Origin of the sequence: Phaeobacter sp. JH204B (assembly GCF_048055755.1) — a bacterium.
Classification (GTDB): Bacteria; Pseudomonadota; Alphaproteobacteria; order Rhodobacterales; family Rhodobacteraceae; genus Phaeobacter; species Phaeobacter bryozoorum.
The window spans coordinates 63,750-88,913 of the sequence record NZ_JAYMXF010000020.1 but is presented as its reverse complement, the minus strand read 5'-3'; the positions used below and the strand labels follow the sequence as shown (position 1 = coordinate 88,913).

The 25,164-nt window shown below is 62.4% G+C and carries 21 protein-coding genes; 12 read left to right on the top strand and 9 right to left on the bottom strand.

What is annotated here, in order from left to right; genetic code table 11:
• Positions 1 to 58: 58 nt before the first annotated feature.
• Positions 59 to 3,688 (top strand): hydantoinase B/oxoprolinase family protein, encoded by a 3,630-nt coding sequence (locus tag VXL81_RS12065; protein ID WP_416554435.1) that lies wholly within the window; start codon positions 59 to 61, stop codon positions 3,686 to 3,688.
• Between the two features lie 109 nt (positions 3,689 to 3,797).
• A complete protein-coding gene (locus VXL81_RS12060) occupies positions 3,798 to 4,427 on the top strand; it encodes a Glu/Leu/Phe/Val dehydrogenase dimerization domain-containing protein (protein WP_416554433.1) in 630 nt (209 codons plus the stop codon).
• Between the two features lie 295 nt (positions 4,428 to 4,722).
• On the opposite strand, the gene nagA is transcribed toward VXL81_RS12060, so the two are convergent.
• Genes nagA through VXL81_RS12040 form a run of 4 tightly spaced genes read right to left on the bottom strand, consistent with a single transcriptional unit; the run spans position 4,723 to position 8,635 of the window.
• On the bottom strand, positions 4,723 to 5,883 hold the full coding sequence (gene nagA / locus VXL81_RS12055; RefSeq protein ID WP_340547438.1) for an N-acetylglucosamine-6-phosphate deacetylase: 1,161 nt from the start codon (positions 5,881 to 5,883) through the stop codon (positions 4,723 to 4,725).
• Entirely contained in the window at positions 5,880 to 6,908 is a 1,029-nt protein-coding gene (locus VXL81_RS12050) for an SIS domain-containing protein (protein WP_416536599.1), read from the bottom strand. The genes nagA and VXL81_RS12050 overlap by 4 nt, the downstream gene beginning before the upstream one ends.
• Before the next feature lie 24 nt (positions 6,909 to 6,932).
• Positions 6,933 to 7,691, bottom strand: coding sequence for a GntR family transcriptional regulator (locus VXL81_RS12045; protein ID WP_340547440.1), 759 nt, complete (start codon positions 7,689 to 7,691; stop codon positions 6,933 to 6,935).
• Positions 7,688 to 8,635: a BadF/BadG/BcrA/BcrD ATPase family protein gene (locus VXL81_RS12040; RefSeq protein ID WP_416554431.1), complete on the bottom strand. Its 948-nt coding sequence runs from the start codon at positions 8,633 to 8,635 to the stop codon at positions 7,688 to 7,690. The genes VXL81_RS12045 and VXL81_RS12040 overlap by 4 nt, the downstream gene beginning before the upstream one ends.
• A gap of 177 nt (positions 8,636 to 8,812) precedes the next feature.
• On the opposite strand from VXL81_RS12040, the gene VXL81_RS12035 reads away from it, so the two are divergent.
• The 10 genes from VXL81_RS12035 (at position 8,813) to eda (ending at position 21,077) form a co-directional block, all read left to right on the top strand.
• A complete protein-coding gene (locus tag VXL81_RS12035) occupies positions 8,813 to 9,742 on the top strand; it encodes an N-acetylmuramic acid 6-phosphate etherase (RefSeq protein WP_416554429.1) in 930 nt (309 codons plus the stop codon).
• 77 nt (positions 9,743 to 9,819) lie between these two features.
• Positions 9,820 to 11,073: an ABC transporter substrate-binding protein gene (locus VXL81_RS12030; RefSeq protein WP_416536596.1), complete on the top strand. Its 1,254-nt coding sequence runs from the start codon at positions 9,820 to 9,822 to the stop codon at positions 11,071 to 11,073.
• 83 nt (positions 11,074 to 11,156) lie between these two features.
• Positions 11,157 to 12,083 (top strand): carbohydrate ABC transporter permease, encoded by a 927-nt coding sequence (locus tag VXL81_RS12025; protein WP_416536595.1) that lies wholly within the window; start codon positions 11,157 to 11,159, stop codon positions 12,081 to 12,083.
• Between the two features lie 10 nt (positions 12,084 to 12,093).
• Positions 12,094 to 12,933, top strand: coding sequence for a carbohydrate ABC transporter permease (locus VXL81_RS12020; protein WP_044040979.1), 840 nt, complete (start codon positions 12,094 to 12,096; stop codon positions 12,931 to 12,933).
• A gap of 157 nt (positions 12,934 to 13,090) precedes the next feature.
• Positions 13,091 to 14,191: a Gfo/Idh/MocA family protein gene (locus VXL81_RS12015; RefSeq protein ID WP_416554427.1), complete on the top strand. Its 1,101-nt coding sequence runs from the start codon at positions 13,091 to 13,093 to the stop codon at positions 14,189 to 14,191.
• A gap of 12 nt (positions 14,192 to 14,203) precedes the next feature.
• Positions 14,204 to 15,199, top strand: coding sequence for an ABC transporter ATP-binding protein (locus tag VXL81_RS12010; protein ID WP_416542983.1), 996 nt, complete (start codon positions 14,204 to 14,206; stop codon positions 15,197 to 15,199).
• Positions 15,200 to 15,383: 184 nt separating this feature from the next.
• Positions 15,384 to 17,024 carry a glucose-6-phosphate isomerase gene (pgi, locus tag VXL81_RS12005; RefSeq protein ID WP_416554425.1) on the top strand — a complete coding sequence of 547 codons (1,641 nt, stop codon included), beginning with the start codon at positions 15,384 to 15,386 and terminating at the stop codon, positions 17,022 to 17,024.
• A gap of 49 nt (positions 17,025 to 17,073) precedes the next feature.
• The gene (zwf, locus tag VXL81_RS12000; RefSeq protein WP_340547448.1) at positions 17,074 to 18,534 is read left to right on the top strand and encodes a glucose-6-phosphate dehydrogenase; all 1,461 of its coding nucleotides are present in this window, start codon (positions 17,074 to 17,076) and stop codon (positions 18,532 to 18,534) included.
• 68 nt (positions 18,535 to 18,602) lie between these two features.
• Positions 18,603 to 20,426 (top strand): phosphogluconate dehydratase, encoded by a 1,824-nt coding sequence (gene edd / locus VXL81_RS11995; RefSeq protein WP_416554423.1) that lies wholly within the window; start codon positions 18,603 to 18,605, stop codon positions 20,424 to 20,426.
• Between the two features lie 3 nt (positions 20,427 to 20,429).
• Complete coding sequence (eda, locus tag VXL81_RS11990) at positions 20,430 to 21,077, top strand: bifunctional 4-hydroxy-2-oxoglutarate aldolase/2-dehydro-3-deoxy-phosphogluconate aldolase (RefSeq protein ID WP_416554421.1); 648 nt, start codon at positions 20,430 to 20,432, stop codon at positions 21,075 to 21,077.
• 92 nt (positions 21,078 to 21,169) lie between these two features.
• Here the strand turns inward: eda and VXL81_RS11985 are convergent, their stop codons facing one another.
• From VXL81_RS11985 to VXL81_RS11965, 5 genes are all read right to left on the bottom strand, one after another.
• Positions 21,170 to 21,499 (bottom strand): GFA family protein, encoded by a 330-nt coding sequence (locus tag VXL81_RS11985; protein WP_374015609.1) that lies wholly within the window; start codon positions 21,497 to 21,499, stop codon positions 21,170 to 21,172.
• Positions 21,500 to 21,696: 197 nt separating this feature from the next.
• Positions 21,697 to 22,668 carry a carbohydrate kinase family protein gene (locus VXL81_RS11980; protein WP_416554419.1) on the bottom strand — a complete coding sequence of 324 codons (972 nt, stop codon included), beginning with the start codon at positions 22,666 to 22,668 and terminating at the stop codon, positions 21,697 to 21,699.
• Positions 22,665 to 23,309 carry a nucleoside/nucleotide kinase family protein gene (locus VXL81_RS11975; RefSeq protein ID WP_416554417.1) on the bottom strand — a complete coding sequence of 215 codons (645 nt, stop codon included), beginning with the start codon at positions 23,307 to 23,309 and terminating at the stop codon, positions 22,665 to 22,667. The genes VXL81_RS11980 and VXL81_RS11975 overlap by 4 nt, the downstream gene beginning before the upstream one ends.
• The gene (locus VXL81_RS11970; RefSeq protein ID WP_340547453.1) at positions 23,306 to 24,082 is read right to left on the bottom strand and encodes an ATP-binding cassette domain-containing protein; all 777 of its coding nucleotides are present in this window, start codon (positions 24,080 to 24,082) and stop codon (positions 23,306 to 23,308) included. Before VXL81_RS11970 ends, VXL81_RS11975 begins: the two co-directional genes overlap by 4 nt.
• Positions 24,082 to 25,143 carry an ABC transporter permease gene (locus VXL81_RS11965; protein ID WP_340547454.1) on the bottom strand — a complete coding sequence of 354 codons (1,062 nt, stop codon included), beginning with the start codon at positions 25,141 to 25,143 and terminating at the stop codon, positions 24,082 to 24,084. Before VXL81_RS11965 ends, VXL81_RS11970 begins: the two co-directional genes overlap by 1 nt.
• Positions 25,144 to 25,164: the final 21 nt, after the last annotated feature.

Sequence of the window (25,164 nt, the reverse complement as noted above, 5' to 3'; positions counted from 1 at the left end):
CGCATTTCACCAAAGAAAACATGCCAGGCAGTTGCCCGGCAAACAAAGGAGCTATGCCATGTGGCAATTTTGGGTCGACCGAGGCGGTACGTTTACCGACATCGTCGCACGAAAACCGGACGGAACGCTTCAGTCCCATAAACTACTTTCCGAAAACCCCGAGCGTTACAAAGACGCGGCAGTTCAAGGGGTCCGAGAAATTCTAGGCTTGGACGCGGACAGCCCTATCCCCGAAGGCACGATCGATGCAGTCAAGATGGGGACAACCGTCGCAACCAATGCGCTTCTGGAACGCAAAGGCGATCGGACAATCCTGCTCATCACAAAAGGAATGAGAGACTTGCTGCGCATCGGCTACCAGAACCGGCCGCGCTTATTTGATCTGAACATTCAGTTGCCTGAGCTGCTCTATGAAGAGGTCATTGAAGTTGAAGAGCGCGTCGATGCCGATGGCAATGTCATCGAACCCTTGAACCTGCGTCAAGTCCGCGACGCGCTGTCTCAGGCCTACGGGCGCGGGTACCGCTCTGTCGCGGTGGCACTGATGCATGGCTACAGATTCCACGACAACGAGCTAAAGATCGGCGAGATGGCAAAGCAATCCGGCTTCACCCAGGTCTCGCTTAGCCACAAGGTTAGCCCGCTGATCAAGCTTGTCTCCCGTGGGGATACAACCGTTGTGGATGCCTATCTGTCGCCAATCCTTCGCCGATATGTTCAGCAAGTCAGCGATGCGCTTGGTGCCACACGCGGTGGATGTAGGTCCTTGATGTTCATGCAGTCCAATGGTGGGTTGACCGATGCAAACCTGTTCCAAGGTAAGGATGCAATCCTATCTGGCCCTGCTGGCGGCGTGGTCGGCATGGTGCGCAGTGCAGAAGCCCTTGGTTTTAACAAACTCATCGGTTTTGACATGGGCGGCACTTCTACCGATGTGTGCCACTATGCGGGAGAATTCGAACGTTCCTTTGAAACCGAGGTCGCAGGCGTGCGGATGCGAGCACCGATGATGAGCATCCACACTGTTGCAGCTGGCGGTGGCTCGATCCTCAGCTTCTCAAACGGACGCATGCAAGTGGGTCCCGAGAGCGCCGGTGCAAACCCAGGCCCGGCTTCATACCGCCGTGGCGGCCCGCTTGCCGTAACCGACTGCAACGTTTTGCTTGGCAAGCTTCAACCAGATCACTTCCCGCATGTGTTTGGCCTCAATGGCGACGAACCGCTGGACGTGGCGGTCGTGCGTGAGAAATTTACAGCGCTTGCCAAAGAAATATCGGCAGAAACCGGGGAACCAGAGCGCAGTCCGGAACAACTTGCCGAAGGTTTCCTGCGCATCGCCGTGGAAAACATGGCAAATGCGATCAAGCAGATCAGTGTTCAGCGCGGCTATGATGTGACCCAATACACCATGAACTGTTTTGGTGGTGCGGGGGGGCAGCACGCCTGTCAGGTTGCGGATGTCCTGGGCATGGAGAGTATATTCATTCACCCGTTTGCGGGCGTTCTCTCAGCATTCGGTATGGGGTTGGCGGATGTACGTGCCCTGCGGGAATACCAGTTTGCGCAGCCCATCAAAAATATCTCTGAAGCGGAGACTGTTCTGAAAGGGCTGGATGCTGAAACGCATAACGAAGTTCTGGAACAGGGTGTATCCAAAGAGGCGATTCAAATTGTTCGCACAGCTCATATTAGGACCGATGGCTCACATCAGACCCTGGACGTTCCTTTTGGAACCGTCGAGGAGATGCGTAAAGGATTTGAGGAAGCGCACGAGCAGCGCTTCGGCTTTGTGCCGGACTACAATCAGCTAATCATCGACCTTCTGACATCAGAATCCATCGGATCCACTGGCGAAGATGTAACGCTTCCTGTCAATGAAGAAGGGCGTGGTAAGAACCTGAACGCCTCCATGTATAGCAATGGCCGTTGGCAAGATGTTCCAATGGTGGATCGAACCGGCTTGACCATTGGTGACAAGGTCACCGGACCAGCAATCATTTTTGAGCCCACTGGGACCAATGCCATCGAAGATGGTTGGCAAGCAGAATGCCGCGAAGGTGGCAACCTTGTGCTGACGCGGATTGTGCCATTGGAACGCAAAGAGGCGATTGGCACGACCGTCGATCCAGTAATGCTTGAGGTGTTTAACAACCTGTTCATGTCGATTGCCGAACAAATGGGGGCAACTTTGGCCAACACCGCTTATTCGGTAAACATAAAGGAACGGTTTGATTTTTCCTGTGCGATCTTTGATGCCAACGGCGACCTGGTGGCCAATGCACCACACGTGCCTGTCCACCTTGGGTCCATGAGCGGCAGCGTCAAATCCATCCTCAGCGAAAACACAGACAAGATCCGCCCGGGCGATGTGTTCATGATGAACAATCCCTTTAATGGCGGCACACACCTGCCGGATGTCACCGTCATCACCCCGGTGTTTGACGCGGATGGGAAAAACATCATCTTCGTCACAGCATCCCGCGGTCACCATGCAGATATTGGTGGCAAAACCCCGGGTTCAGCCCCGCCAGACAGCAAGACCATTGATGAGGAAGGTATCCTGATCGACAACTTCCTGCTGGTGGATCGCGGCACTATGCGCGAAGCAGAAGCGCGCGCTTTGCTGGGCAGCGGACCATATCCCTGCCGGAATATCGATCAGAATATGGCTGATCTGGCAGCGCAGGTGGCTGCAAATGCCACGGGCGTCAAAGAGTTGCAGAATATCGTAGAGCAGTTTGGGCTTGGTGTCGTGCACGCCTATATGGGCCATGTGCAAGACAACGCCGAAGAAAGCGTACGCCGGGTTCTGGATGTTCTAAAGGATTGCTCGTTTGAATATCCACTGGACGGTGGTGCAAAGATCTGTGTCAGCATTTCGGTGGACAGAGTCGAGCGCAAGGCGATCATCGATTTTGAAGGCACCTCTGATCAGAGTCCTTTGAATTACAATGCTCCTTACTCGATTTGCCGCGCAGTTGTTCTTTACGTTTTCCGCACGCTGGTCGGGTCCGATATTCCGATGAACGAAGGTTGCATGAAGCCGCTGGAGGTTCGAACGCCAAAGGGATCAATGATCAACCCGGAATTCCCAGCTGCGGTGATCTCCGGTAATACCGAAGTCAGCCAGGCCATTGCCGATACGCTTTATGGTGCTTTGGGTGTTATCGCCGGCTCGCAGGGCACTATGAACAACTTCGTTTACGGGAACGATGAGTATCAAAACTATGAAACGATCTGCGGTGGCACAGGCGCAGGGGATGGTTTTGACGGGGCCAGTGCGGTGCACAGCCATATGACAAACACCCGCATGACGGACCCGGAGGTTCTGGAAACTCGGTTCCCGGTGCGCGTGGATGAATTCTCGATCCGGCAGGACTCTGGCGGCGCGGGAGAAACCACGGGCGGCAACGGGATTATCCGCAAGCTGCGGTTCCTCACTCCGATGACCGTCACGGTGCTGTCTTCGCATCGGGAAACCGTGCCCCATGGCGCAGCAGGTGGTGAACCGGGCAAACCCGGTGAAAACTCGGTTAAGCGCAGCAACGGGGATGTCGAAATGCTGAAAGGGAATGATGAAACTCAAATGGGGGTCGATGACGTCTTCATAATGAAAACCCCAGGCGGAGGCGGCTTTGGCACCGCAAAGGCATCTTTGATGCCCCGCCTGCTGGGGGCCATCCGATGAGTCGTGCGTTCTTGCCTGATGTGAATGCCATATTTAACGACATAGCATCCACAATCGATTTGCCAGAAGGGCTGGATGAGAAATAATCCGCATCTGCCACGCGACCTATGTGACCCGCTTCGGTGTGCGGCTGCGTGGCAAAATGCACTCCTTTACAGGGTGGCGCGCGGTGCATTCCACCCAAAACCCTCCGGCAAAGGGCGGCATCCGATATTCTCCGGATACCGATCAAGAAGAGGTTGAGGCGCTGGCGGCGCTTATGACTCATAAATGTGCTTTGTTGGGGCCGCCGTTCGGCGGCTCCAAGGGCGCCCTGCGGATCGACCCACGCGACCGGGAAGAACATGAGCTGGAAAAAATCACCCGGCGCTTTGCCCAGGAATTGATCCGCCATGGGTTCTTGAACTCAGGCATGAATGTTCCGGCACCCGACAGGGACACCAATGAACTGACCATGATGTGGATCGCCGATGAATACCGGCACCAGAAGCCCGAAGATATCAACGGCCTGGCCTGTGATACCGGCAAACCCCTGGGGGGGGCAGCGGGATTGAAGGCGGCACCTATGCGCCAGATGGAGCAGAGGCGCTGCACGATGAATGTGATATTCCGATCCCAGTCGCATTCGCACGGAAGGTGGCTTAAACGAGCACCTGGGGCGGCACTAAAACGTGACAGGTCCAACACGGGCCGCATCGCAGAATTATTTTTGCTGCAACCGCGAGAGATTGCTGTGTAAGCACTGGCTGCATTAGCAAAAGTCGGGTCCGTCCCGCATTGTGTCAGCTCACCGGCTGCAAAACCTCGCAGTCGCAGCGAACGGCCGGCTGCGGCGCAGCAGAAACCCTCGGCTGGTTGCGTCAAATGACCGACTTTGCAACGCACACTATCCGCGCTTTTCTGCCGTTCGTGGGTCGTGCAGGATCGGTCAGCATGACCTCAGAGCAGACCAGCAGGACTTCCTGCCCCAGCAGAACAGTTGGCGCCAAGTTTCACCGTATGAGGCATCGCTGAGCGACACGATGCAACAGCAGCTACAGCGCCAGGCCGCCCTGCCAGACCTGCTGCAGCTCCAGCGCGTCGTTCAGATGCAGCACATCGGCGCGCGCGCCGGGTTGCAAGCGCCCCAGATCGGGCCGCCTGATCAAATCCGCCGGCCGGCTCGTGGCCATCTCCAGCGCCGTCTCCAACGGCAGATCGCAGGTCTCGACCAGGATCTGCACCGCCGTGGCCAGCTCCAGATGGGCGCCCGCAAGGGTGCCATCAGCCAGCGTCAACCGATTGCCGTCACGGCGGATTTCGCGACCATTCAGGGTAAAGCGGTCGATATCGGAGCCGCCGGTGGCCATGGAATCGCTGACCAGAAACAGTTGCCCGGGCCCGGTCTTGGCCGCCAGCGCCGCCCGCATGGATGCCGGATGCACATGCACCGCGTCCGCAATCAGCCCCGCTGACAGCCCGCCAAGATCAAGGGCGGCGCCGACAACACCGGGTTCGCGATTGCCAAGCTGGCTCTGGGCGTTGAACAGATGGGTGACGCAGCGCGCGCCTGCCGCAACCGCCGCCACGCAATCGGCGTGGCTCGCATCGGTATGACCCAGCGACACCAGCACGCCCGCCTCGCTCAACCGCCGGATCTGCGCCGGCGTCGCCGCCTCGGTCGCCAGCGTCACCTTCAGCACAGGCAACCGGGTGGCCGCTGCGCATAACATCTCCAGATCGGTCTCGCTCATCGGGCGTATCAAAGACGCATCATGCGCGCCCTTGCGCGACACCGCCAGATGCGGCCCCTCCAGATGCAGCCCGATGATGCCCGGAACCCCGGCGGCAATCGCGGCGTCCACGGCGTCGATGGCGCGGGCGACGAAATCCGGCGTATCGGTAATCAGCGTCGGCAGGATCGAGGTCGCGCCAATCTGCGCATGGGCCGCTGCGATGACCTGCAACTGCTCCAGCTCGGGCGCGTCGTTGAACATCACCCCGCCGCCACCGTTGACCTGCAGGTCGACAAACCCCGCCGTCAGGATCCCACCGGTCAGCTCCGTCACCTCCGCCCCCTCGGGCAGTTTGCCGACGGGCAGGACGGCCGCGATCTGGTCGCCGCGCAGGACCAGCGCGCTGTCCTCCTCCCAGCCCACCGGGGTCAGGATGCGGGCACCGGTCAGCGCACGCAGCGGTTGCCGGTCGCCGGTCATACCGTTTCCGTCACTTTTTTCAGGTGGCGGGGCGCATCGGGGTCAATCCCGCGCGAGGCGGCAAAGGCTTCAACCATCGCATAAAAGGACACGATCAGGCTGATCGGATCGGTCAGCGCATGGTCCGTGCGGATATGATCCACCCGTCGCGCCGCCGTCACCTTGTCGCTGGTGGCAAAGACCTGCGCGCCCTTGCCCGCGATCTGATCGGCGATACCCGCCAGCGCGTCCTCAGCGGCATCCGCCGCCGCAAAGCCCAGCACCGGAAAGCCCTCTTCCACAATAGACACCGGCCCGTGCAAAACCTCCGCCGAGGAATAGCTCTCCGCATGAAGCTGGCAGGTTTCCTTGAACTTCAGCGCCGCCTCATTCGACACCGCCAGCGCCTGACCACGCCCCAGCGTGAACAGCGATGACCGCGCGCCGATGGCCTCGCGCACCTCTGGCCAGTCAATGCGGCAGGCGCGCTCCAACTGCTCCGGCAAGGCGTGCAGCGCCGCAAGCACCGCTTGGTTGCGATCCCATTTGGCCAGCAGCCACAGCCCCGCCACCGCCGAGGTGACAAAGGTCTTCGTCGCGGCCACGCTCAACTCGGGCCCTGCGTGAATATCCAGCGCATGGTCCGACGCAGCCGCCAGCGGCGAGGCGGGATCATTGGTCAGCGCCACCGCCAGCGCCCCGTCACGGCGCGCGCTTTCCGCCATCGCCACGATGTCCGGGCTTTTGCCCGACTGCGACACCGCCAGGCTCAGCGCCCCCTGCAGCCGCAACGGCGCCTTGTAGATCGACGCGACCGACGGCCCGACCGAGGCAACAGGCACTCCCAGCAGGATCTCGCTGGCATATTTCAGATAGGTGCAGACATGGTCGGACGATCCGCGTGCCACCGTCACCATAATATTCGGATCAAGGCGGCGCACCGCCTCGGCCACCGCGTCAATATCCGCCTCGCCCTGGCTCAGCAGCCGATCCACGGCGGTCGGGATCTCGTCGATCTCGCGACGCATCTTGGTGATATCTGTCATGGTTCCCTCCTCAGGGTCGCCAGGTTAGCTCGTCCCGAGCCGCAGCTCGGCGACAAAATCATAAGCATCGCCGCGATAGATCGAGCGGGTGAACTCCACCACGCGACGGTTGCGCAAGTAAGACGTCCGCACGATGCTTAGGCCCGCCATTCCCGGCTCCACCCCCAGCAGCTGCGCCTCATACTCCGGCAGGTTGATCGCCGAAATCCGCTGCAAGGCCCGCACCGGGCGGCTGCCGGTCTGCTCCAGCACCTCATAAAGCGACCCCCGGACTGCCTGCGGATTGGGCAGGATATCCACCGGAAGCGAGGCCCGCTCGATCGCCATCGGACGCCCATTGGCACGCCGCAGACGGGCAATACGCGCAACCGCCTCCCCCGAGGTCAGCGCCAGCGCCATCACCTCCTCGGGCGAAGGGGTATGGATGCCGCGTTCCAGCCATTCGACGCTGGTGTCATAGCCGCGCCGCTCCATGTCCTCGGTAAACGAGGTGAGCTGCGACAGCGACTGCTCCACCTTGGGCGTGCCATCGGACACAAAACTCCCCGAGCCCTGCCGCTGCACCACGATGCCCCGATCCACCAGATCCTGCATGGCGCGGCGCACGGTGACGCGCGACAGTCCGGTCAGCGTTGCAATCTCTCGTTCGGCGGGCAAGGGCGCGCTCTTGGGCAGCAGCCCGGTCTCGATACCGTCCTCGATACGCTGGCGCAGCCGCACATAGCGTGGCCCGGCGGCGTCCTCCAGCCAGGCGGCCGGTTTCAGGAATTCCTCGACCGTCATAGCGCCTCCTGCCGGATCTCGCGGGCAAAGCGGCGCGCCAGCTCCAGCGCCCCGTCCAGCGGCGAGCCCTCCGGCGCCTGCAGGTACTCCGCCACATCAGCAGGCAGATAGGCGGCGTATTGCGCCGCCACACCGCCGATATGATAAACCGGTTCCTCCGGTCGACGTCCCAGCGCCTGCAACCCGTGGCACAGATACTCCGCCCCTTCGGCCATCAGCCGCCGCCCCACGGAATCGCCCGCAGCGGCAGCCTGCGCCACCCGCGGCGCATAGGCGCCAAAGGCCGCCGGACGCGCGGTCTGGGCAAACCGGACAATCTCGGCAGTCTGATTGGAAAAATCCCTGAGACAGCTGCGCAGCAGCGGCGTCATCGGCTCGATCCCTTCGGCCGCCTGTAGCGTCAGCTGCAACACACGCCGCCCCAGCCAGCCGCCCGAGGCCTCATCGCCAAGAACCGCCCCGTGACCACCAATAAGCGTGACCTGCCCCGCCACCTGACGGCCGAGAAATGACCCGGTGCCGACACCGATCAGACAGGCAGTGCCCTCGCCAAGCGCCCCGACAACCGCAGGCATCCGGTCATCTTCGACCCGGATATGCCGATGCGGCAGGGCCGAGGCGACAAAGGCTGCCGACCCGGCATCAATCACCCCCGCCAGCCCTGCATAGACCGGGATCTGGTGAAAAGCCTCATCGTCAAGGCCCGCCTGACGTTGCAGATCGCCCAATCCCGCGCGCAGCGTCTCAACCGCAAGCTCGGGCGCGGTATAGACATTGGCGCTTCCCCCGGTGACCACCAGCCGACGCGGCGACGCCCCGCAGCTCTTGGGCGCGGAGGCATCAGGCAGATCAGCCGCGGGATCGCCCGCCCCCAGCAGGACAAAGCGACAGGAGGTCCCCCCTCCGTCCACGGCGATCAGATATGGAAAGCACGAGTCAGTCATGCAATACCTATAAGATACCTTTTAACCAAAAGAAAGACCTATCGGCCGCAAGTGTTGACACCACAGTAGATAACAGCTTGAAAAATCTACATCAGATCAAGAAAATAATTAAATGGTAGACAAGTGGTATTGTATAGGTATTAAATACTTCTCATTCACCTGAGGGGGAGGAATCACATGGCATCGACCAGCGAACAACCGTCCGCAGCACGCATATCGGCGCCCACCGATGCGCAGACGGAAACGCTGCACCCCGGCGCCAGGGGGCTCGATCTGCGCGCCGATGCCGATATCCTCGACACGCTTCTCGACGGGCAATCGCGCGCACTGGCAGCTGTAGACAGCGCCCGCCCCGCCATCGCCGCAGGCGCCGCCCTGCTGACCGAATGCCTGCGCAACGCTGGTCACCTGCACTATGCGGCGGCAGGCTCCTCGGCCCTTATGGCGCTGGCTGATGGCGCCGAACTGCCCGGCACATTCGGCATCAGCGCCGATCAGATCTCCATTCACATGGCCGGCGGCATCCCATCCGACGGGCGGATGCCCGGCCATACTGAAGATGACAGCGCGGCCGGCAGCAAGGCTGCCGCCGCAGTGACCGCAGGTGATGTGGCGATCACCCTTTCCGCCAGCGGCACCACGCCATTCCCGATCGGCTTTGCAAAAACCGCACAGGCCGCCGGCGCCAAGGTCATCGCGATTGCCAACAACGCCGACACGCCACTGCTGCAACTGGCCGATGTGGCAATCTGCCTGCCAACACCGCCGGAGGTCATCGCAGGCTCCACCCGCATGGGCGCCGGAACCGCGCAGAAGGCCGCGCTCAACATGATGTCGACGCTGGCAGGCATCCGGTTGGGGCATGTGATGGACGGTATGATGGTCAATCTGATCGCAGATAACGCCAAGCTGCGCCAACGCGCGATCCGCATAGTCTGCACCCTCACACAGCAGGACGCCGAGGCCGCCGCCCGCGCGCTGGATCAGACCGGCGGCGCGGTGAAAGCCGCCATTCTGCTGTTGCAGGGTGCGGCCTCCCCCACTGCGGCGGAAGCGCTGCTGCGCCATAACAAGGACAACCTGCGAGCCGCGCTCGCACAGGTGTAACGGTCGGCCACGCGCCACCCAAGAGGTCACCAAGACCCTGATTTCAAATACCAAACATGCAAACTGGGAGATACAGAATGACACGCAAACTCTTTACCCTCGCGCTGCTCGGCTCGACCGTGCTCGGCGGCGCAGCCGCTGCCGAAGACGTCACGCTGACGATTGAGAGCTGGCGCAACGATGACCTCGCCCTCTGGCAGGACAAGATCATCCCCGCCTTTGAGGCCGCCAACCCCGGCATCAAGCTGAAGTTCACCCCCTCTGCCCCGGCGGAATATAACGCCGTGCTGAACTCCAAATTGGATGCGGGCAGCGCCGGCGATTTGATCACCTGCCGCCCCTTTGATGCCTCGCTTGGTCTGTATGACAAGGGCCAGCTGGCCGATCTGTCCGATCTTGAGGCGATGAGCAGCTTCTCCGACGTGGCCAAATCCGCCTGGCAGACAGATGACGGCTCCGCCACCTTCTGCGTGCCGATTGCTTCGGTGATCCACGGCTTCATCTACAACAAGGACGCCTTTGCCGAGCTGGGCGTGGACGTACCGGAGACCGAAGACGAGTTCTTCGCGGCGCTGGAGAAAATCAAACAGGACGGCAATTACATTCCGCTGGCGATGGGCACCAACGACCAGTGGGAAGCCGCCACCATGGGCTATAACAACATCGGCCCGAACTACTGGAAAGGCGAGGAAGGCCGTCTTGCCCTGATCGCAGGCGAGCAGAAACTGACCGACGAGCAGTGGGTCGCCCCCTATGAGACCCTGTCGAAATGGGGTGCCTACATGGGCGACGGCTATGAAGCCCAGACCTATCCCGACAGCCAGAACATCTTCACCCTGGGCCGCGCCGCGATCTATCCGGCAGGCAGCTGGGAAATCTCCGGCTTCAACACCCAGGCCGATTTCGCCATGGGCGCCTTCAAACCGCCAGTCAAAGCGGCGGGCGACACCTGCTACATCTCGGATCACACCGATATCGCGGTGGGCCTGAATGCCGCCTCCCCCAATGCAGAAGCTGCCAAGACCTTCCTGAACTGGGTCGGCTCGCCTGAATTCGCCGCAATCTACGCCAACGCGCTGCCGGGCTTCTTCTCGCTGTCAAACCATGAGGTCGCGATGGATGATCCGCTGGCGCAGGAATTCGTCTCCTGGCGTGGCGAGTGTGAGAGCACCATCCGCTCCACCTATCAGATCCTGTCGCGCGGCACACCGAACCTCGAAAACGAAACCTGGGGGGCCTCCGTTGCCGCAATCAAGGGCACCAAGGCCGCTGCTGATCTCGGCGCTGAACTGCAAGAGGGTCTGGCCAGCTGGTACGAGCCGCAGAAATAAGCGCGCCGCGATCTGACTGACCACAGACTCAGGCGTCCGGGCGGCCTCACGCGGCCCGGACCCGTCGACAGATGGGACACATCATGCAAAATACCCCTCATAAACCGCGCAGACGCTGGCATATCGCCGTTTTTCTGGCGCCCGCTGTGCTGGTCTATACGGCCATCATGATCTTCCCGCTGTTCAATACCCTGCGGCTCGCGCTCTATAGCGAAAGCGACCAGATCCGCCAGTTCGTCGGCCTCGCCAATTTTCAAACCCTGTTCGGCAACCCCAACTGGTCTGAACAGTTCTGGAATGCGCTTGGCAATAATTTCTGGTTCTTCATCGTGCATATGCTGGTGCAGAACCCAATCGGGGTGGCGCTGGCGGCGATCCTCAGCCATCCCCGGCTCCGGTTTGCCGCACTCTATCGCACCGCGATCTTCGTGCCGACCATCCTCAGCTTTGTCATCGTCGGCTTTGCCTGGAAACTGATCCTCTCGCCGATCTGGGGCATCACCCCCGACCTCCTGGACGCCATTGGCCTGAAGTGGCTGTTTGCCCCCTGGCTGGGCAAGGAAGACTACGCGCTGACCACGCTGGCGCTGATCTCTGTCTGGCAGTTTGTCGGCATCCCGATGATGCTGATCTACGCAGCCCTGCTGTCGATCCCCGAAGAGGTGATCGAAGCCGGCGAGGTTGATGGCATCACCGGCATGTCCGCCTTCTGGAAAATCAAACTGCCGCTGATCCTACCCTCCATCGGGATTATCTCGATCCTGACATTTGTGGGCAACTTCAACGCCTTCGATCTGATCTACACCACCCAGGGCGCACTTGCCGGGCCGGATTTCTCGACCGATATCCTCGGCACCTTCATGTATCGCACCTTCTTCGGCTTTCAGCTGCAACTGGGCGATCCGCATATGGGGTCCGCCATTGCCACCGCCATGTTCGCGATCATCCTGATCGGTGTCTGCATCTATCTCTTCGGCATCCAGACCCGTCTGCGCCGCTACCAGTTCTGAGGATCCGATGATGCATAAATCCCGCTCAAACCCGTTCAACAGCATCCTCGCCCACGGTGCGCTGATCACCTACACGCTGATCGCCCTGTTTCCGGTGTTTGTGATCCTGGTGAACAGCTTTAAAACCCGCAAAGCGATCTTTCGCGACCCTCTCGGCCTGCCGACATCCGACACATTCTCGCTGGTCGGCTATCAGACCGTCCTGAAGCAGGGGGATTTCTTCCTCTACTTTCAGAACTCGATGATTGTCACCGTGGTGTCGCTGGCGCTGGTGCTGCTGTTTGGCGCAATGGCCGCCTTCGCCCTCGCGGAATACCGGTTCAAGGGCAATATGCTGCTCGGCCTGTACCTCGCCCTCGGCATCATGATCCCGATCCGCATCGGCACCGTCGCCATTCTGGAGCTGATGGTGGACACCGGGCTGGTCAATACGCTGACTGCGCTGATCCTCGTCTATACCGCGCAGGGCCTGCCGCTGGCGGTGTTCATCCTGTCGGAATTCATGAAACAGGTGAGCGATGATCTGAAGAACGCCGGCCGCATCGACGGGCTTTCGGAATACACCATCTTCTTCCGCCTGGTGCTGCCGCTGGTGCGCCCGGCCATGGCCACCGTCGCCGTCTTCAACATGATCCCGATCTGGAACGATCTCTGGTTCCCGCTGATCCTGGCCCCGGCCGAGGAAACCAAGACGCTGACATTGGGCAGCCAGGTCTTCATCGGCCAGTTCGTGACAGACTGGAACGCCGTGCTCTCGGCGCTGTCGATGGCGATCCTGCCGGTCATGGTGCTCTATGTGATCTTCTCGCGCCAGCTGATCCGCGGTATCACCTCAGGAGCGGTGAAATGAGCCGACATATCACGCTATGCGCTCGTCCGGCAGCGGTGCCGGGCTGCGTCGGGCCAGCCCCCCGGAGCGGCAGTCTCCAGCCGCTTGTTGGCCCGGCGCTCAGCCTGTCCTCTCGCCATCGTCACAGCAGCCACCCTCACCACAGCGGAGGCCCCAAATGACCCGCGTACTGATCGCAGGCCTTGGCAATATGGGCTTTGCCCATGCGCTGGCTCACCACAATGACGAAACCGCGCAGATCGTCGGCCTCGTCAACCGCTCCGGCGCGCCTGCACAGGCCCCCTTGCAGGACTATCCGGTTTATAGCGATTTCCATCAGGCGCTGGCGCAGACCAAACCCGATCTGGTGGTCATCGCCACCTATTCCGACAGCCATGCCGCCTATGCCATTGCCGCAATGGAGTCCGGCGCGGATGTCTTCGTCGAAAAGCCGCTGGCCACCACGGTTGCCGATGCCCGCGCAGTGACCGACGCCGCCCGCCGTCTGGGGCGCAAGCTGATGGTGGGCTATATCCTGCGTCACCATCCCAGCTGGCAGCGCCTGATTGCCGAGGCCCGCGATCTCGGGCCCCCGTATGTGTTCCGCATGAACCTCAACCAGCAGTCCGATGGCCCTACATGGCAGACCCACAAGGCACTGATGCAGACCACTTCGCCAATCGTGGACTGCGGCGTGCATTATGTTGATGTGATGTGCCAGATCACCGATGCCACACCCCAGCGCGTCCATGGCATCGGCCTGCGCCTGTCGGATGAAATCGCCGAGGATATGTATAACTACGGCCAGTTTCAGGTGACCTTCTCTGACGGGTCCGTCGGCTGGTACGAGGCAGGCTGGGGACCGATGATGTCCGAAACCGCGTATTTCGTGAAAGACGTGATTTCCCCCAACGGATCCGTCTCGATCACCGAAACAGGCAAGGCTGGCTCGGACGATGTCGATGGCCATACCGCCGTCGGCAGCCTGATCGTACATCGCAGCACGCAAGACACCCCGGACCGCCGCATCGACCTGCCCGAGGAACCCGACCATCAGGCGCTCTGCGCTGCCGAACAGACCCATATGCTGCGGGTCATTGCCGAGGACATCGACATGGAGCGGCACATGCAGGACGCCGTTGCCTCGCTGGCAATCTGCTTGGCCGCCGACCAGAGCATCCGCAGCGGCGCGCCCGTTGACCTGACCACAGTACAGACAGAACGGACCGAGGCCGCGGCGACAGCGCCCACCTCGCCCTCTGCGAACCCGAAGACCTGAAGGATCCCCGCCATGACCGCCCTACAGCTTACCAATGTCTGCAAATCCTTCGGCCCGGTCGAGGTGCTGAAAGATATCAACCTCACCGTGGAGGACGGCGAATTCGTGGTCTTTGTCGGCCCGTCGGGATGTGGCAAATCCACCCTTCTGCGGGTGATCTCCGGGCTTGAGGACGCCACGGCGGGTGAGATCACCATCGGCGGCCAGACCGTCACCACCACGCCCCCCGCCAAACGCGGCATCGCCATGGTGTTCCAGTCCTATGCGCTTTATCCGCATCTCACCGTGCGCGAAAACATGGCGCTCGCCCTGAAACAGGAACGCCAGCCCAAGGAGGAAATCGCCGCCCGCGTCGCCGAAGCCAGCCGGATGCTGTCGCTGGAGGACTACCTTGATCGCCGCCCCTCGGAACTGTCGGGCGGTCAGCGGCAGCGCGTCGCCATTGGCCGCGCCGTGGTGCGCGAACCCAAGCTGTTCCTGTTTGACGAACCGCTCTCCAACCTCGATGCCGCCCTGCGCATGAACACCCGTCTGGAAATCGCCCGCCTGCACCGTCAGCTGTCGGCCAGCATGATCTACGTCACCCATGACCAGATCGAAGCGATGACCCTTGCGGATAAAATCGTCGTGCTGCGCGACGGCCGTATCGAACAGGTCGGCACCCCGATGGAACTCTACAACAATCCTGCCAACCGTTTTGTGGCGGAATTCATTGGCGCACCAGCCATGAATTTTGTCCCCGCCCCGCGTCTGGGCGGCAACCCCGGACAGTTCATCGGCATTCGCCCGGAATATGCCCGCATCAGCCCGGATGGCCCGCTCACAGGCGAGGTGATTCACGTGGAAAAACTGGGCGGCGACACCAATATTCTGGTCGACATGGGCGAGGATCTGACCTTTACCGCCCGCCTCTTTGGTCAGCATGACACCCATGTGGGCGAAACGCTGACCTTTGACTTTGATCCCGCCAACTGCCTCGCCTTTGATGCTGCGGGTCAGCGGGTCTGATCCGGCACGCCCCGGCCCGCCCCTCATTCCGGCTCCCATTTTCACCCGTGACAGCCCGATTTGGGCCTATTCGCTCGGCCTGCTATATTAGGGCGTTACAAATGCACATGTTAGCGCTAACTAATCGGCAGCGGTGCCCTTGAGTGATTCGCAACGGGGCAAGGACAACCGAGGGAGACCGACGATGACGCAGACCCGGACGCAGATCTGGCAGCTTCTGGAACAGCACCGGACAGAGACCGCCGATATCCCGCTCCTGTCGCTCTTCGAGACGCCAGACCGGTTTCAGAGCTTCTCCGCCGAAACCGACGGGCTGCTGCTGGACTATTCCAAAACCGCGCTGGACGCCACCGCGCTCTCGCTGCTGGAGCGCCTCACCGCCGAGGCCGGTCTTGCCGATCGCATCAGCCAGATGTTTCGGGGCGAGAAGATCAACACCACCGAAGACCGCGCCGTTCTGCATACTGCCCTGCGGGCACAGACTGACGCGTCGATCCTGGTCGATGGCGAGGATATCCTGCCGCCGGTGCGTCAGACCCTGCAACAGATGGAAAGCTTTGCCGAGGCGCTGCGCGATGGCAGCCTGCGCTCCAGCACCGGCGCCAAATTCACCGATGTGATCAATATCGGCATCGGCGGCTCCGACCTTGGCCCGGCGATGGCGACGCTGGCGCTGGCACCCTACCATGACGGTCCGCGCTGCCATTTCGTTTCCAACGTCGATGGCGCCCATATCGCCGACACGCTGAAAGCTCTGGATCCGCAGACCACATTGGTGATCATCGCCTCCAAAACCTTCACCACCATCGAGACGATGACCAATGCCCGCACCGCGCAGGACTGGCTGCGGGCCGCACTGGGGGATGACACCTCTGCGCATCTGGCGGCGGTTTCCACCGCGCTGGACAAAACCGGTGCCTTTGGCATTGCCCCCGAACGGGTCTTTGGCTTTGCCGATTGGGTGGGCGGGCGCTATTCGCTCTGGGGGCCGGTTGGCCTGCCGATCATGATCGCCATCGGGGCCACGAATTTCCGCGAGTTCCTGTCGGGCGGGGCGGCGATGGACCGCCATTTCCGCACCGCACCGTTTCGCGAAAACCTGCCGGTGATGCTGGCCGCCACAGGGATCTGGCACCACAATATCTGCGGTTACAACAGCCGCGCCATTCTGCCCTACGACCAGCGCCTGTCCCGCTTCCCGGCCTATCTTCAGCAGCTGGACATGGAGAGCAACGGCAAGAGCGTCGCACTGGATGGCAGCCCGCTGCCACGCAACTCCGGTCCCATCGTCTGGGGCGAACCCGGCACCAATGGCCAGCACGCCTTCTACCAGCTGCTACATCAGGGCACCCGCGTGGTGCCTGCCGAATTCCTGATCGCCGCCGAGGCGCATGAGGGCGATCTGACCGATCACCACCAGCTGCTGGTCTCCAACTGCCTCGCCCAGTCCGAAGCCCTGATGCTGGGCCGCTCCCGCGAGGAGGCCCGCGCCATCGCTGCCAAACGCGGCTTTACCGGCGACGCGCTGGAGCAGATGGCAGGCCATCTCGCCTTTGCAGGCAACCGCCCCTCGGTGACCCTGGCCTATCCGAAGCTGACGCCCTTCGTGCTGGGCCAGCTGATCGCGCTATATGAACACCGTGTGTTTGTCGAAGGTGTGGTCTGGGGGCTCAACTCCTTTGATCAATGGGGCGTCGAACTGGGCAAGGAGCTGGCCGTCAGCCTGTTGCCGCTGGTTGATGGCAGCGCTCCGGCCGAGGCTTATGAGGCCAAAGACGGCTCCACCCGTGGCCTGCTGTCGAAACTCACCCAACCGCAACCCTAGCCACCAAAAAGACCGCCAATTTCCCCTTCGAGCTGTCAGAGAGAGAGCCATGGTTTCCCGCGTCATTCCCGTCCAGTCCTTTGATCTCGTGCTGTTTGGCGCGACCGGGGATCTTGCCCGCCGCAAGATCCTGCCCAGCCTGTTCCACCGCTTCCAGATCGGCCAGTTCTCCGACGATTGCCGCATTATCGGCACCTCCCGCAGCGACATGGACCGCAAAGGCTTCCAGCAGATGGTCGCCGATGCCATCCGCACCTTTGGCCAACCGGGCGAAACCAGCGACGACGAAATCGCAGCCTTCGTCACTCTGCTGCATTACACCGCCGTCGATGCGCGCGGCGACAATGGCTGGCAGGCGCTTGGCGATCTGCTGCGCGACGATGCCATCCGCGCCTTCTACCTCTCGGTCGGGCCCAGCCTGTTCCCCGATATCGCCGGCCGTCTGCGCTCCACCGGGATCGCCACCCCCGACAGCCGCATCGTGTTGGAAAAACCCTTCGGCCATGATCTGGCCTCGGCCCAGGCGCTGAACGCCGCCTTGCGCGCCAATTTCGAAGAACATCAGATCTACCGGATCGACCATTATCTGGGCAAAGAGACCGTCCAGAACCTGATGGCCCTGCGCTTTGCCAATTCGCTGTTTGAACCCCTGTGGAATTCCTCCCACATCGACCATGTGCAGATCACCGTCGCCGAAAGCATCGGCGTCAAAGGGCGCGGCGAATATTACGACAAATCCGGCGCCATGCGGGATATGGTCCAGAACCACCTGATGCAACTACTGTGCCTCACCGCGATGGAGCCCCCCGCCCGTTTCACCCCCAACGCCGTGCGCGACGAAAAGGTGAAGGTGATCGAGGCGCTGAACCCCGTCGCCCCGGATCAGATCGCCCGTGGCCAATACCGCGGCCCGGAGGGAGAATCCTACCGCGAGCACGCAGGCAACCCTTCCAGCACCACCGAAAGCTTTATCGCGATGAAGGTGGAGGTCGCCAACTGGCGATGGGCCGGCACGCCGTTTTATCTGCGCACCGGCAAATGCCTGCGCGCCCGCGAGTCAGAAATCGCCGTCTTCTTTCGCGATCCGCCGCATAACATCTTTGCCGAGGACACCGGCACCGGCGGTATCAAGGGCAATGTGCTGGTGATCCGCCTGCAACCGGACGAAGGCATCACCCTGCGCACCACGATCAAGGATCCCGGTCCCGGCGGCATGCGTCTGACCGGCGCCAATCTCGACATGACCTTTGCCGACAGCCTGCCAGAGGCTGGCCGGCCGCAGGACGCCTATGAACGGCTGATCATGGATGTGATCCGCGGCAACCAGACGCTGTTCATGCGCGGCGATGAGGTCGAGGCCGCCTGGGCCTGGGCCGATCCCATCATTGCGGGTTGGGCTGACAACAGCAATGACACCCCGCAGCCCTATGATCCCGGCAGCTCCGGGCCAGAGGACGCGCTGCTGCTGATGCACCGCGACAATCGCCGCTGGCGTGGCATCGGCTCCTGAGCCTGCCCGCCCACCCCGCCACTGAGACCCACGACCAACCGGCACCTGACGACTGAAAGAGGCACCCGATGCGTTTGAACCAGACACTCCGCGACGTCACAGACCGAATTATCGCCCGCAGCGCCAAACCTCGCGCCGCCTATCTCGACCGGATGCGCGCCGCCAAGGGCAAAGGCCCCGCCCGCGCCCATCTGTCGTGCAGCGGTCAGGCCCATGCCTATGCCGCCACGGGCGAGGATCAGATGCCCCTTGCCGAAGGCACCGCCGGACACCTCGGCATTGTCACCGCCTATAACGACATGCTCTCGGCGCATCAGCCGTTTGAAACCTATCCGCAGCGGATCCGCGACGCCGTGCGCCGCGTCGGCGGCACCGCGCAGGTGGCCGGTGGCGTCCCTGCCATGTGCGATGGCGTCACCCAGGGCGAGGCGGGAATGGAGCTGAGCCTGTTCTCCCGCGATACCATCGCCATGGCCACCGGCATCGCCCTCAGCCACAACGTGTTCGATGCCACTGTCTATCTCGGCGTCTGTGACAAGATCGTGCCGGGTCTGGTCATTGGCGCGCAGGTCTTTGGCCATCTTCCCGCCGTCTTCCTCCCCGCAGGCCCGATGACCTCTGGCATCTCCAATGATGACAAGGCCAAGGTCCGCCAGAAGTTCGCCGCCGGTGAAATCGGGCGCGACGAGCTGCTGAAATCCGAGATGGCCGCCTATCACGGCCCCGGCACCTGCACCTTCTACGGCACCGCAAATACCAACCAGATGCTGATGGAGTTCATGGGCCTGCACCTGCCCGGCTCCTCCTTCGTCAATCCCGGCACCGACATGCGCGCCGCCCTGACCGAGGAAGGCGCCCGCCGCGCCCTCGCGCTCAGCGCGCTTGGCAATGATTACACACCGGTCTGCGACATCCTTGATGAACGCGCCTATGTGAACGGCATCGTCGGGCTGATGACCACCGGCGGCTCCACCAATCTGCTGATCCACCTGATCGCCATGGCCCGCGCCGGCGGCATCATTCTGGACTGGCAGGATTTCTCCGAACTCTCTGACGTGGTGCCGCTGCTGGCGCGGGTCTATCCCAACGGTCTGGCCGATGTGAACCACTTCCACGCGGCTGGTGGGCTTGGCTATGTGATCGGCCAGCTGCTGAACTCCGGCCATCTGCATCCCGACACCAAAACCGTGGCGGGCACCGGGCTGGACCGCTACACCAGCGAACCCTTCCTGACCGGCGAAGGTCTGGTCTGGAAACCCGGCTCCGGCGAGACCCTCAACGACAAGATCATTCGCCCCGCCAGCGACCCCTTCCAGCCCACCGGCGGGCTCTCCCGCCTCTCCGGCAACCTCGGCACCGGCGTGATGAAGATCTCCGCCGTGGCCGAAGAGCACCGCATCGTCGAGGCCCCCGCCCGCGTCTTTCATGATCAGGAGGAGGCCAAGGCCGCCTTCAAGGCGGGTGAACTGGACAAGGGCGATGTGGTGATTGTTGTCCGCTTCCAGGGGCCAAAGGCCAACGGAATGCCGGAACTCCACTCGATGACGCCCTTCCTCGGCATCATGCAGGGGCGCGGCCAGAAGGTGGCGCTGGTCACCGATGGCCGCATGTCCGGCGCCTCGGGCAAGATCCCCTCCGCCATCCATGTGGTGCCAGAGGCGCTGGATGGTGGTCCGATTTCCAAACTGCGCGACGGTGACATGCTGCGGGTTGATGCCCTCACCGGGACGCTGGAGGTCAAGGCCGAGGGCTTTGACGACCGCGCCCCCGTGGTGGCCGACCTCTCCGCCTATCAGCACGGCACCGGCCGCGAGATGTTCGCACTGTTCCGCAATGCCGTCACCTCGGCCGACACCGGCGCCACCGTATTCTCGACCCTGATCGGAGACTGACCCATGCCCATCACCCCAAAAGATGCCAGCGCCCGCGCCCGCGAGATCTGCCAGCTGGCCCCGATCGTGCCGGTGCTGGTTGTCCATGACGTCGCCCACGCCCGCCCGCTGGCCGAGGCCCTGGTCGCCGGTGGCCTGCCCGCGCTGGAGGTCACCCTGCGCACCCCCGCCGCGCTGGATGTGATTGCCGAAATGGCCAAGGTCGAGGGCGGCGTCGTTGGTGCCGGCACGCTGATCACGCCGGAGGATGTGACCCGCGCCGTTGCGGCCGGTGCGCAATTCGGCGTCTCCCCCGGCGCCACCGACACGCTGCTGGACGCGGCCGAGGCCGCCGGTCTGCCGATGCTGCCCGGTGCCGCCACCGCCTCCGAGGCGATGCGCCTTCTGGACCGCGGCTATGACATGCTGAAATTCTTCCCGGCTGAGGCCTCCGGCGGCGCTCCCGCGCTCAAGGCCATCGGCGCTCCCCTGCCGCAGATCAGCTTCTGCCCCACCGGCGGCGTCAGCCCGGACAATGCAGACAGCTACCTGTCGCTGTCCAATGTGGTCTGTGCCGGCGGCAGCTGGGTCGCCCCGTCCAAACTGGTTGAGGCAGGCGACTGGGACGGCATCCGCGACCTCGCCCGCGCCGCAAGCCAACTGGCACGCTGACCGCGCAGACCCGATGCCCCCCATCCCCCGCAGCCCCGTGCAATACGGCGCTGCGGGGCAGTCACGCCCCTATGGGTCTAGATCCAGATCGATCAGGCCGGATGGCCGCTGGATTTTGGCGCATCGTCGCAAATCTCGTACCAGCCAGGCTTCTCCGACACGAATTCATGAAACCGGTTTCTCGTCGCAATCTCGCTGTCCAGCGCATTTGCGGCAATCGGGAAACTGTCCTCCTCTGACAGGATCTCCCCAAGCGAGCTGCCGCAGACCCTGCAGAAACATCTGCCGTATTTGTAAGGCGGGGCTGGTTGGTACAGGGCCACCTGATCTTTGCCCTCAACCCAGCTCAGATCCTCCCGCTTGACAAAAACGATGGTGCTCGCCCCTGCCTTTCGGCAACGCGAACAATGGCAGGTCCCCATCATGGATGGTTCCGCCTTCAGTCGGAATTTGACCGCTCCACAGCAACAGCTCCCCGCAATCATCTGATAATCCTTCACTAGACAATTCTGAAGAACATTACGTGAACATATGACGCCTGACAATCCCCAACGCAAAGCGCCACACCGGCAGTTGTGACCAGGTGGCGCCTCAGCAGATCAAATGTTGGATCGCGGCCCTAGCCCGCCAGCTCGTCGCGCCAGGGCGGATTGGCACCGGGGCGGGAAACGGTGACAGCGGCGGCCCGTGCGCCATAGCCCAGACAGGCCCGCAGCTGCTCCAGATCCATCGCGCCGCTGGCGGCATCCTCCAGCACGCCTGCCTCGCTCGCTGCCGCCAGAAAGCCTGCGTTGAACGTGTCGCCCGCGCCCACCGTATCGGCCACCTCCGCCGCCTGTGCGGGCACCTCCACCGTCGGGCCGGAGCGCAGATAGCCCTTGGCGCCCTTGCTGCCCAAGGTGAGGATCACCAAGCCGGGGCCCTGTCCTGCCTCTGCGGCCAGAACCTGCCGGATCTTGTCCTCAATCGGAGCGTCGCCCGGATAGATCCAGTGCAGATCCTCATCCGATACCTTGACGATCCCGGCCCCTGCCACCATCGCCGTAAGCCGCCTGCGATAGGCCGCCTCGTCGCTGGCAAACCCGGCCCGCACATTGGGGTCAATCATGATAATGCGCTGTCCGGTTTCCCGCGCGGCCAGACGCGCGTAGGTCTCAGCCGCCGCGCCGTTGCACAAGGATATCCCCCCGAAGAACAGCGTCTTGACCTGTTCCGGCAACTCGGGCAGCCGGTCCGGTCGCAGGCTGGCCCCGGCCGAATTCTCGTCAAAGAAATGATAGGCCGCATGGCCATCCTTCAGATGCACAAATGCCAGTGTGGTCGGCTGATCAGAGACCTCCGCCAGCGCGTGATCCACATGCGACGCGTCGAGCGCCGACATCAGCTGCTGCCCGAAGAGATCCCGCGACAGGCCGGTGAACAGGCCGGTTGCCTGCCCCAGCCGCCCCAGAGCGATTGCGGTGTTGAACACCGCGCCGCCGCAATGGGGCACAAAACCGGTCTGCGCGTCCGCGCCGTCCACCATTGGCACGGCTCCCGCGACCGGTGCCGGGATCATGTCGATCAGCGCCTCGCCACAACACAGGATCATTCTGTCTCACCTTTCCAGATCACATCCGCAGGCAGGGCCGCAGCGGCCACACGATCCGCGTTGACCATGTCATTGCCCTCCGCCCGTGCCTCGGCCTCGGCATCGCTCAGCCCATGGGCCTGCCAGCGCGCCACAAGCCGCTCCCGCAGCACCTCGCGCGGCACATCGACCCGGACCGACAGATCCCAGATTGCCGCCAGATCCCGCCAGACGGGCGCGTCGAACAGCAGGTAATTGCCCTCGACCACGGCAACCTCGACCCCTGCATCAACCCGCGCTGCGCCTGCAATGGCGATATCCTGCGCCCGGTCGAACAGCGGATAGACCACCTCCTCCTCTGTCGCCATCGCCGCCATCAGCCGCTGAAACCCCGCCGCATCAAAGCTCTCGGGCGCGCCTTTCCGCGCCAGCAAATCCATTTCGGACAGCAGCCCGTTGTCCAGATGAAACCCATCCATCGGCACCACCGACGCCGGTGTGCCATTGGCGCAGAGCGCCCGCACCAACAGCTCCGCCAGAGTGGATTTGCCGCTGCCCGGCGCGCCCGCCAGCGCCACCAGACGGCGCGCGCGCCCATCGGCAACGGGCAGCGCCTGCACGGCGGTCACCAGATCCGCCAGATATGTCATGTCCCGTGTCATGCTGCTGTCAGATCCCCGGATGGGTCCTGCGCGCCAGTCATATAGGCCACCGCATCGGACATGCTGTGCTGTTTGGGGTCGATCACGCAAAGCCGCTTGCCCAGCCGATGCACGTGAATGCGATCGGCAACCTCGAACACATGCGGCATGTTGTGGCTGATCAGGATGATCGGGATGCCGCGCGACCGCACGTCCTGGATCAGCTCCAGAACCCGGCGGCTTTCCTTCACGCCCAGCGCCGCCGTTGGCTCGTCCAGAATAATCACCTTGGACCCAAAGGCCGCCGCCCGCGCCACGGCCACGCCCTGACGCTGACCACCCGACAGCGTCTCCACCGCCTGATTGATGTTCTGAATGGTCATCAGCCCCAGCTCATTCAGCTTGTCGCGGGCAATCTGCTCCATCCGCGCGCGATCCAGCTGCCGCAGCAGATTGCCCCGCCAGCCGGGTTTGCGCAGCTCCCGCCCCATGAACATATTGTCGGCAATCGACAGCGCAGGCGACATCGCCAGCGTCTGATAGACCGTCTCGATCCCCTCTTCGCGGGCATCAATCGGCGACTGGAACGCCACCTTTCGCCCCTCCAGCCAGACCTCGCCCGCGTCGGGGATCACCGCGCCGGAAATCGCCTTGATCAACGAGGATTTCCCGGCGCCATTGTCACCGATCACCGCCAGAATCTCCCCCGGCATCAGATCGAAATCGCAATGGTCCAGCGCCGTGACACGCCCATAGCGCTTTACCAGACCTCGGGCTTTCAAAATGGGTTCCATCAGACCGATACCTTTCTGATCCACTGGTCTACCGCCACTGCGGCAATGATAAGCAGGCCGATCAGCAGATAGGTCCACTGCGCATCCGCCCCCAGCAGGCGCAGCCCCAGGGTAAAGACGCCCACGATCAGCGCGCCGAAGAATGCCCCCAGGATCGAGCCGCGTCCGCCAAACAGCGAAATGCCCCCGATCACCACCGCCGTGATGCTCTCGATATTGGCGAGCTGTCCCGAGGTCGGCGAGACCGACCCGATCCGCCCGATCATCGCCCAGCCTGCAAAAGCGCAGATCAGCCCCGACAGCATATAGACCGAGATCAACACGCGGTTCACCTTGACCCCCGACAGCTCCGCCGCCTCCGGGTCATCGCCAACCGCATAGACATGCCGCCCCCAGGCCGTATGCCGCAGCACATAGGCCAGCAGAACCACCAGAATGACCAGGAAAATCACACCATAGGTGAAGACCGCACCACCAATCTTGATCTTCTCGCCAAACAGCTGCAACAGCGGGGCGTCGGTGGCGATCACCTGGCTGCGAATGGTCTCATTTGCAGAATAGAGGAAATTCGTCGCCAGCACGATCTGCCACATGCCCAGCGTCACGATAAACGGCGGCAGCTTCATCCGCGCCACCAGCCAGCCGTTGATAAAGCCGCAGAGGGTACCGCAGATCAGCCCGCAGACCACCGCGATTTCCGGCGGCACCCCGTAGCGAAAGGTGAACTGACCCATCACCACCGAGCTCAGCACCATGATCGCCCCCACCGACAGGTCGATACCTGCCGTCAGGATCACCAGCGACTGCGCGCAGGCCACGATGCCGACAATGCCCACCTGTTGCAGGATCAGCGTCAGCGCAAAGGGCGAAAAGAACTTCGAGCCCAGCAGCAGCCCAAAGACGATCACCGACAGCACCAGCACGATCAGCGGCACCAGCGATGGCGTCACATGCAGCAGATGCTGCAACCGGCTGATAAAGGAGGCCTCTCCCTGGTCAAAATCCGCAACGGCCTCGGGGCTGCCGCTGGCCGCCGCTTCATAGCTGTGGGGCGTGGTCATATCTGTCTCCGTAAGATCCGG

Coding starts and splice junctions, on each gene's coding strand:
- edd (WP_416554423.1), top strand. CDS start 18,603: ATGCGTTTGAACCAGACACTCCGCGACGTCACAGACCGAATTATCGCC.
- VXL81_RS12050 (WP_416536599.1), bottom strand. CDS start 6,908: ATGACAGATATCACCAAGATGCGTCGCGAGATCGACGAGATCCCGACC.
- VXL81_RS11985 (WP_374015609.1), bottom strand. CDS start 21,499: ATGGGGACCTGCCATTGTTCGCGTTGCCGAAAGGCAGGGGCGAGCACC.
- VXL81_RS12045 (WP_340547440.1), bottom strand. CDS start 7,691: ATGACGGTCGAGGAATTCCTGAAACCGGCCGCCTGGCTGGAGGACGCC.
- zwf (WP_340547448.1), top strand. CDS start 17,074: ATGGTTTCCCGCGTCATTCCCGTCCAGTCCTTTGATCTCGTGCTGTTT.
- pgi (WP_416554425.1), top strand. CDS start 15,384: ATGACGCAGACCCGGACGCAGATCTGGCAGCTTCTGGAACAGCACCGG.
- VXL81_RS11965 (WP_340547454.1), bottom strand. CDS start 25,143: ATGACCACGCCCCACAGCTATGAAGCGGCGGCCAGCGGCAGCCCCGAG.
- VXL81_RS12040 (WP_416554431.1), bottom strand. CDS start 8,635: ATGACTGACTCGTGCTTTCCATATCTGATCGCCGTGGACGGAGGGGGG.
- VXL81_RS12030 (WP_416536596.1), top strand. CDS start 9,820: ATGACACGCAAACTCTTTACCCTCGCGCTGCTCGGCTCGACCGTGCTC.
- VXL81_RS12010 (WP_416542983.1), top strand. CDS start 14,204: ATGACCGCCCTACAGCTTACCAATGTCTGCAAATCCTTCGGCCCGGTC.
- VXL81_RS12020 (WP_044040979.1), top strand. CDS start 12,094: ATGCATAAATCCCGCTCAAACCCGTTCAACAGCATCCTCGCCCACGGT.
- VXL81_RS11980 (WP_416554419.1), bottom strand. CDS start 22,668: ATGATCCTGTGTTGTGGCGAGGCGCTGATCGACATGATCCCGGCACCG.
- VXL81_RS11975 (WP_416554417.1), bottom strand. CDS start 23,309: ATGACACGGGACATGACATATCTGGCGGATCTGGTGACCGCCGTGCAG.
- VXL81_RS12025 (WP_416536595.1), top strand. CDS start 11,157: ATGCAAAATACCCCTCATAAACCGCGCAGACGCTGGCATATCGCCGTT.
- VXL81_RS11970 (WP_340547453.1), bottom strand. CDS start 24,082: ATGGAACCCATTTTGAAAGCCCGAGGTCTGGTAAAGCGCTATGGGCGT.
- VXL81_RS12035 (WP_416554429.1), top strand. CDS start 8,813: ATGGCATCGACCAGCGAACAACCGTCCGCAGCACGCATATCGGCGCCC.
- VXL81_RS12015 (WP_416554427.1), top strand. CDS start 13,091: ATGACCCGCGTACTGATCGCAGGCCTTGGCAATATGGGCTTTGCCCAT.
- nagA (WP_340547438.1), bottom strand. CDS start 5,883: ATGACCGGCGACCGGCAACCGCTGCGTGCGCTGACCGGTGCCCGCATC.
- eda (WP_416554421.1), top strand. CDS start 20,430: ATGCCCATCACCCCAAAAGATGCCAGCGCCCGCGCCCGCGAGATCTGC.
- VXL81_RS12065 (WP_416554435.1), top strand. CDS start 59: ATGTGGCAATTTTGGGTCGACCGAGGCGGTACGTTTACCGACATCGTC.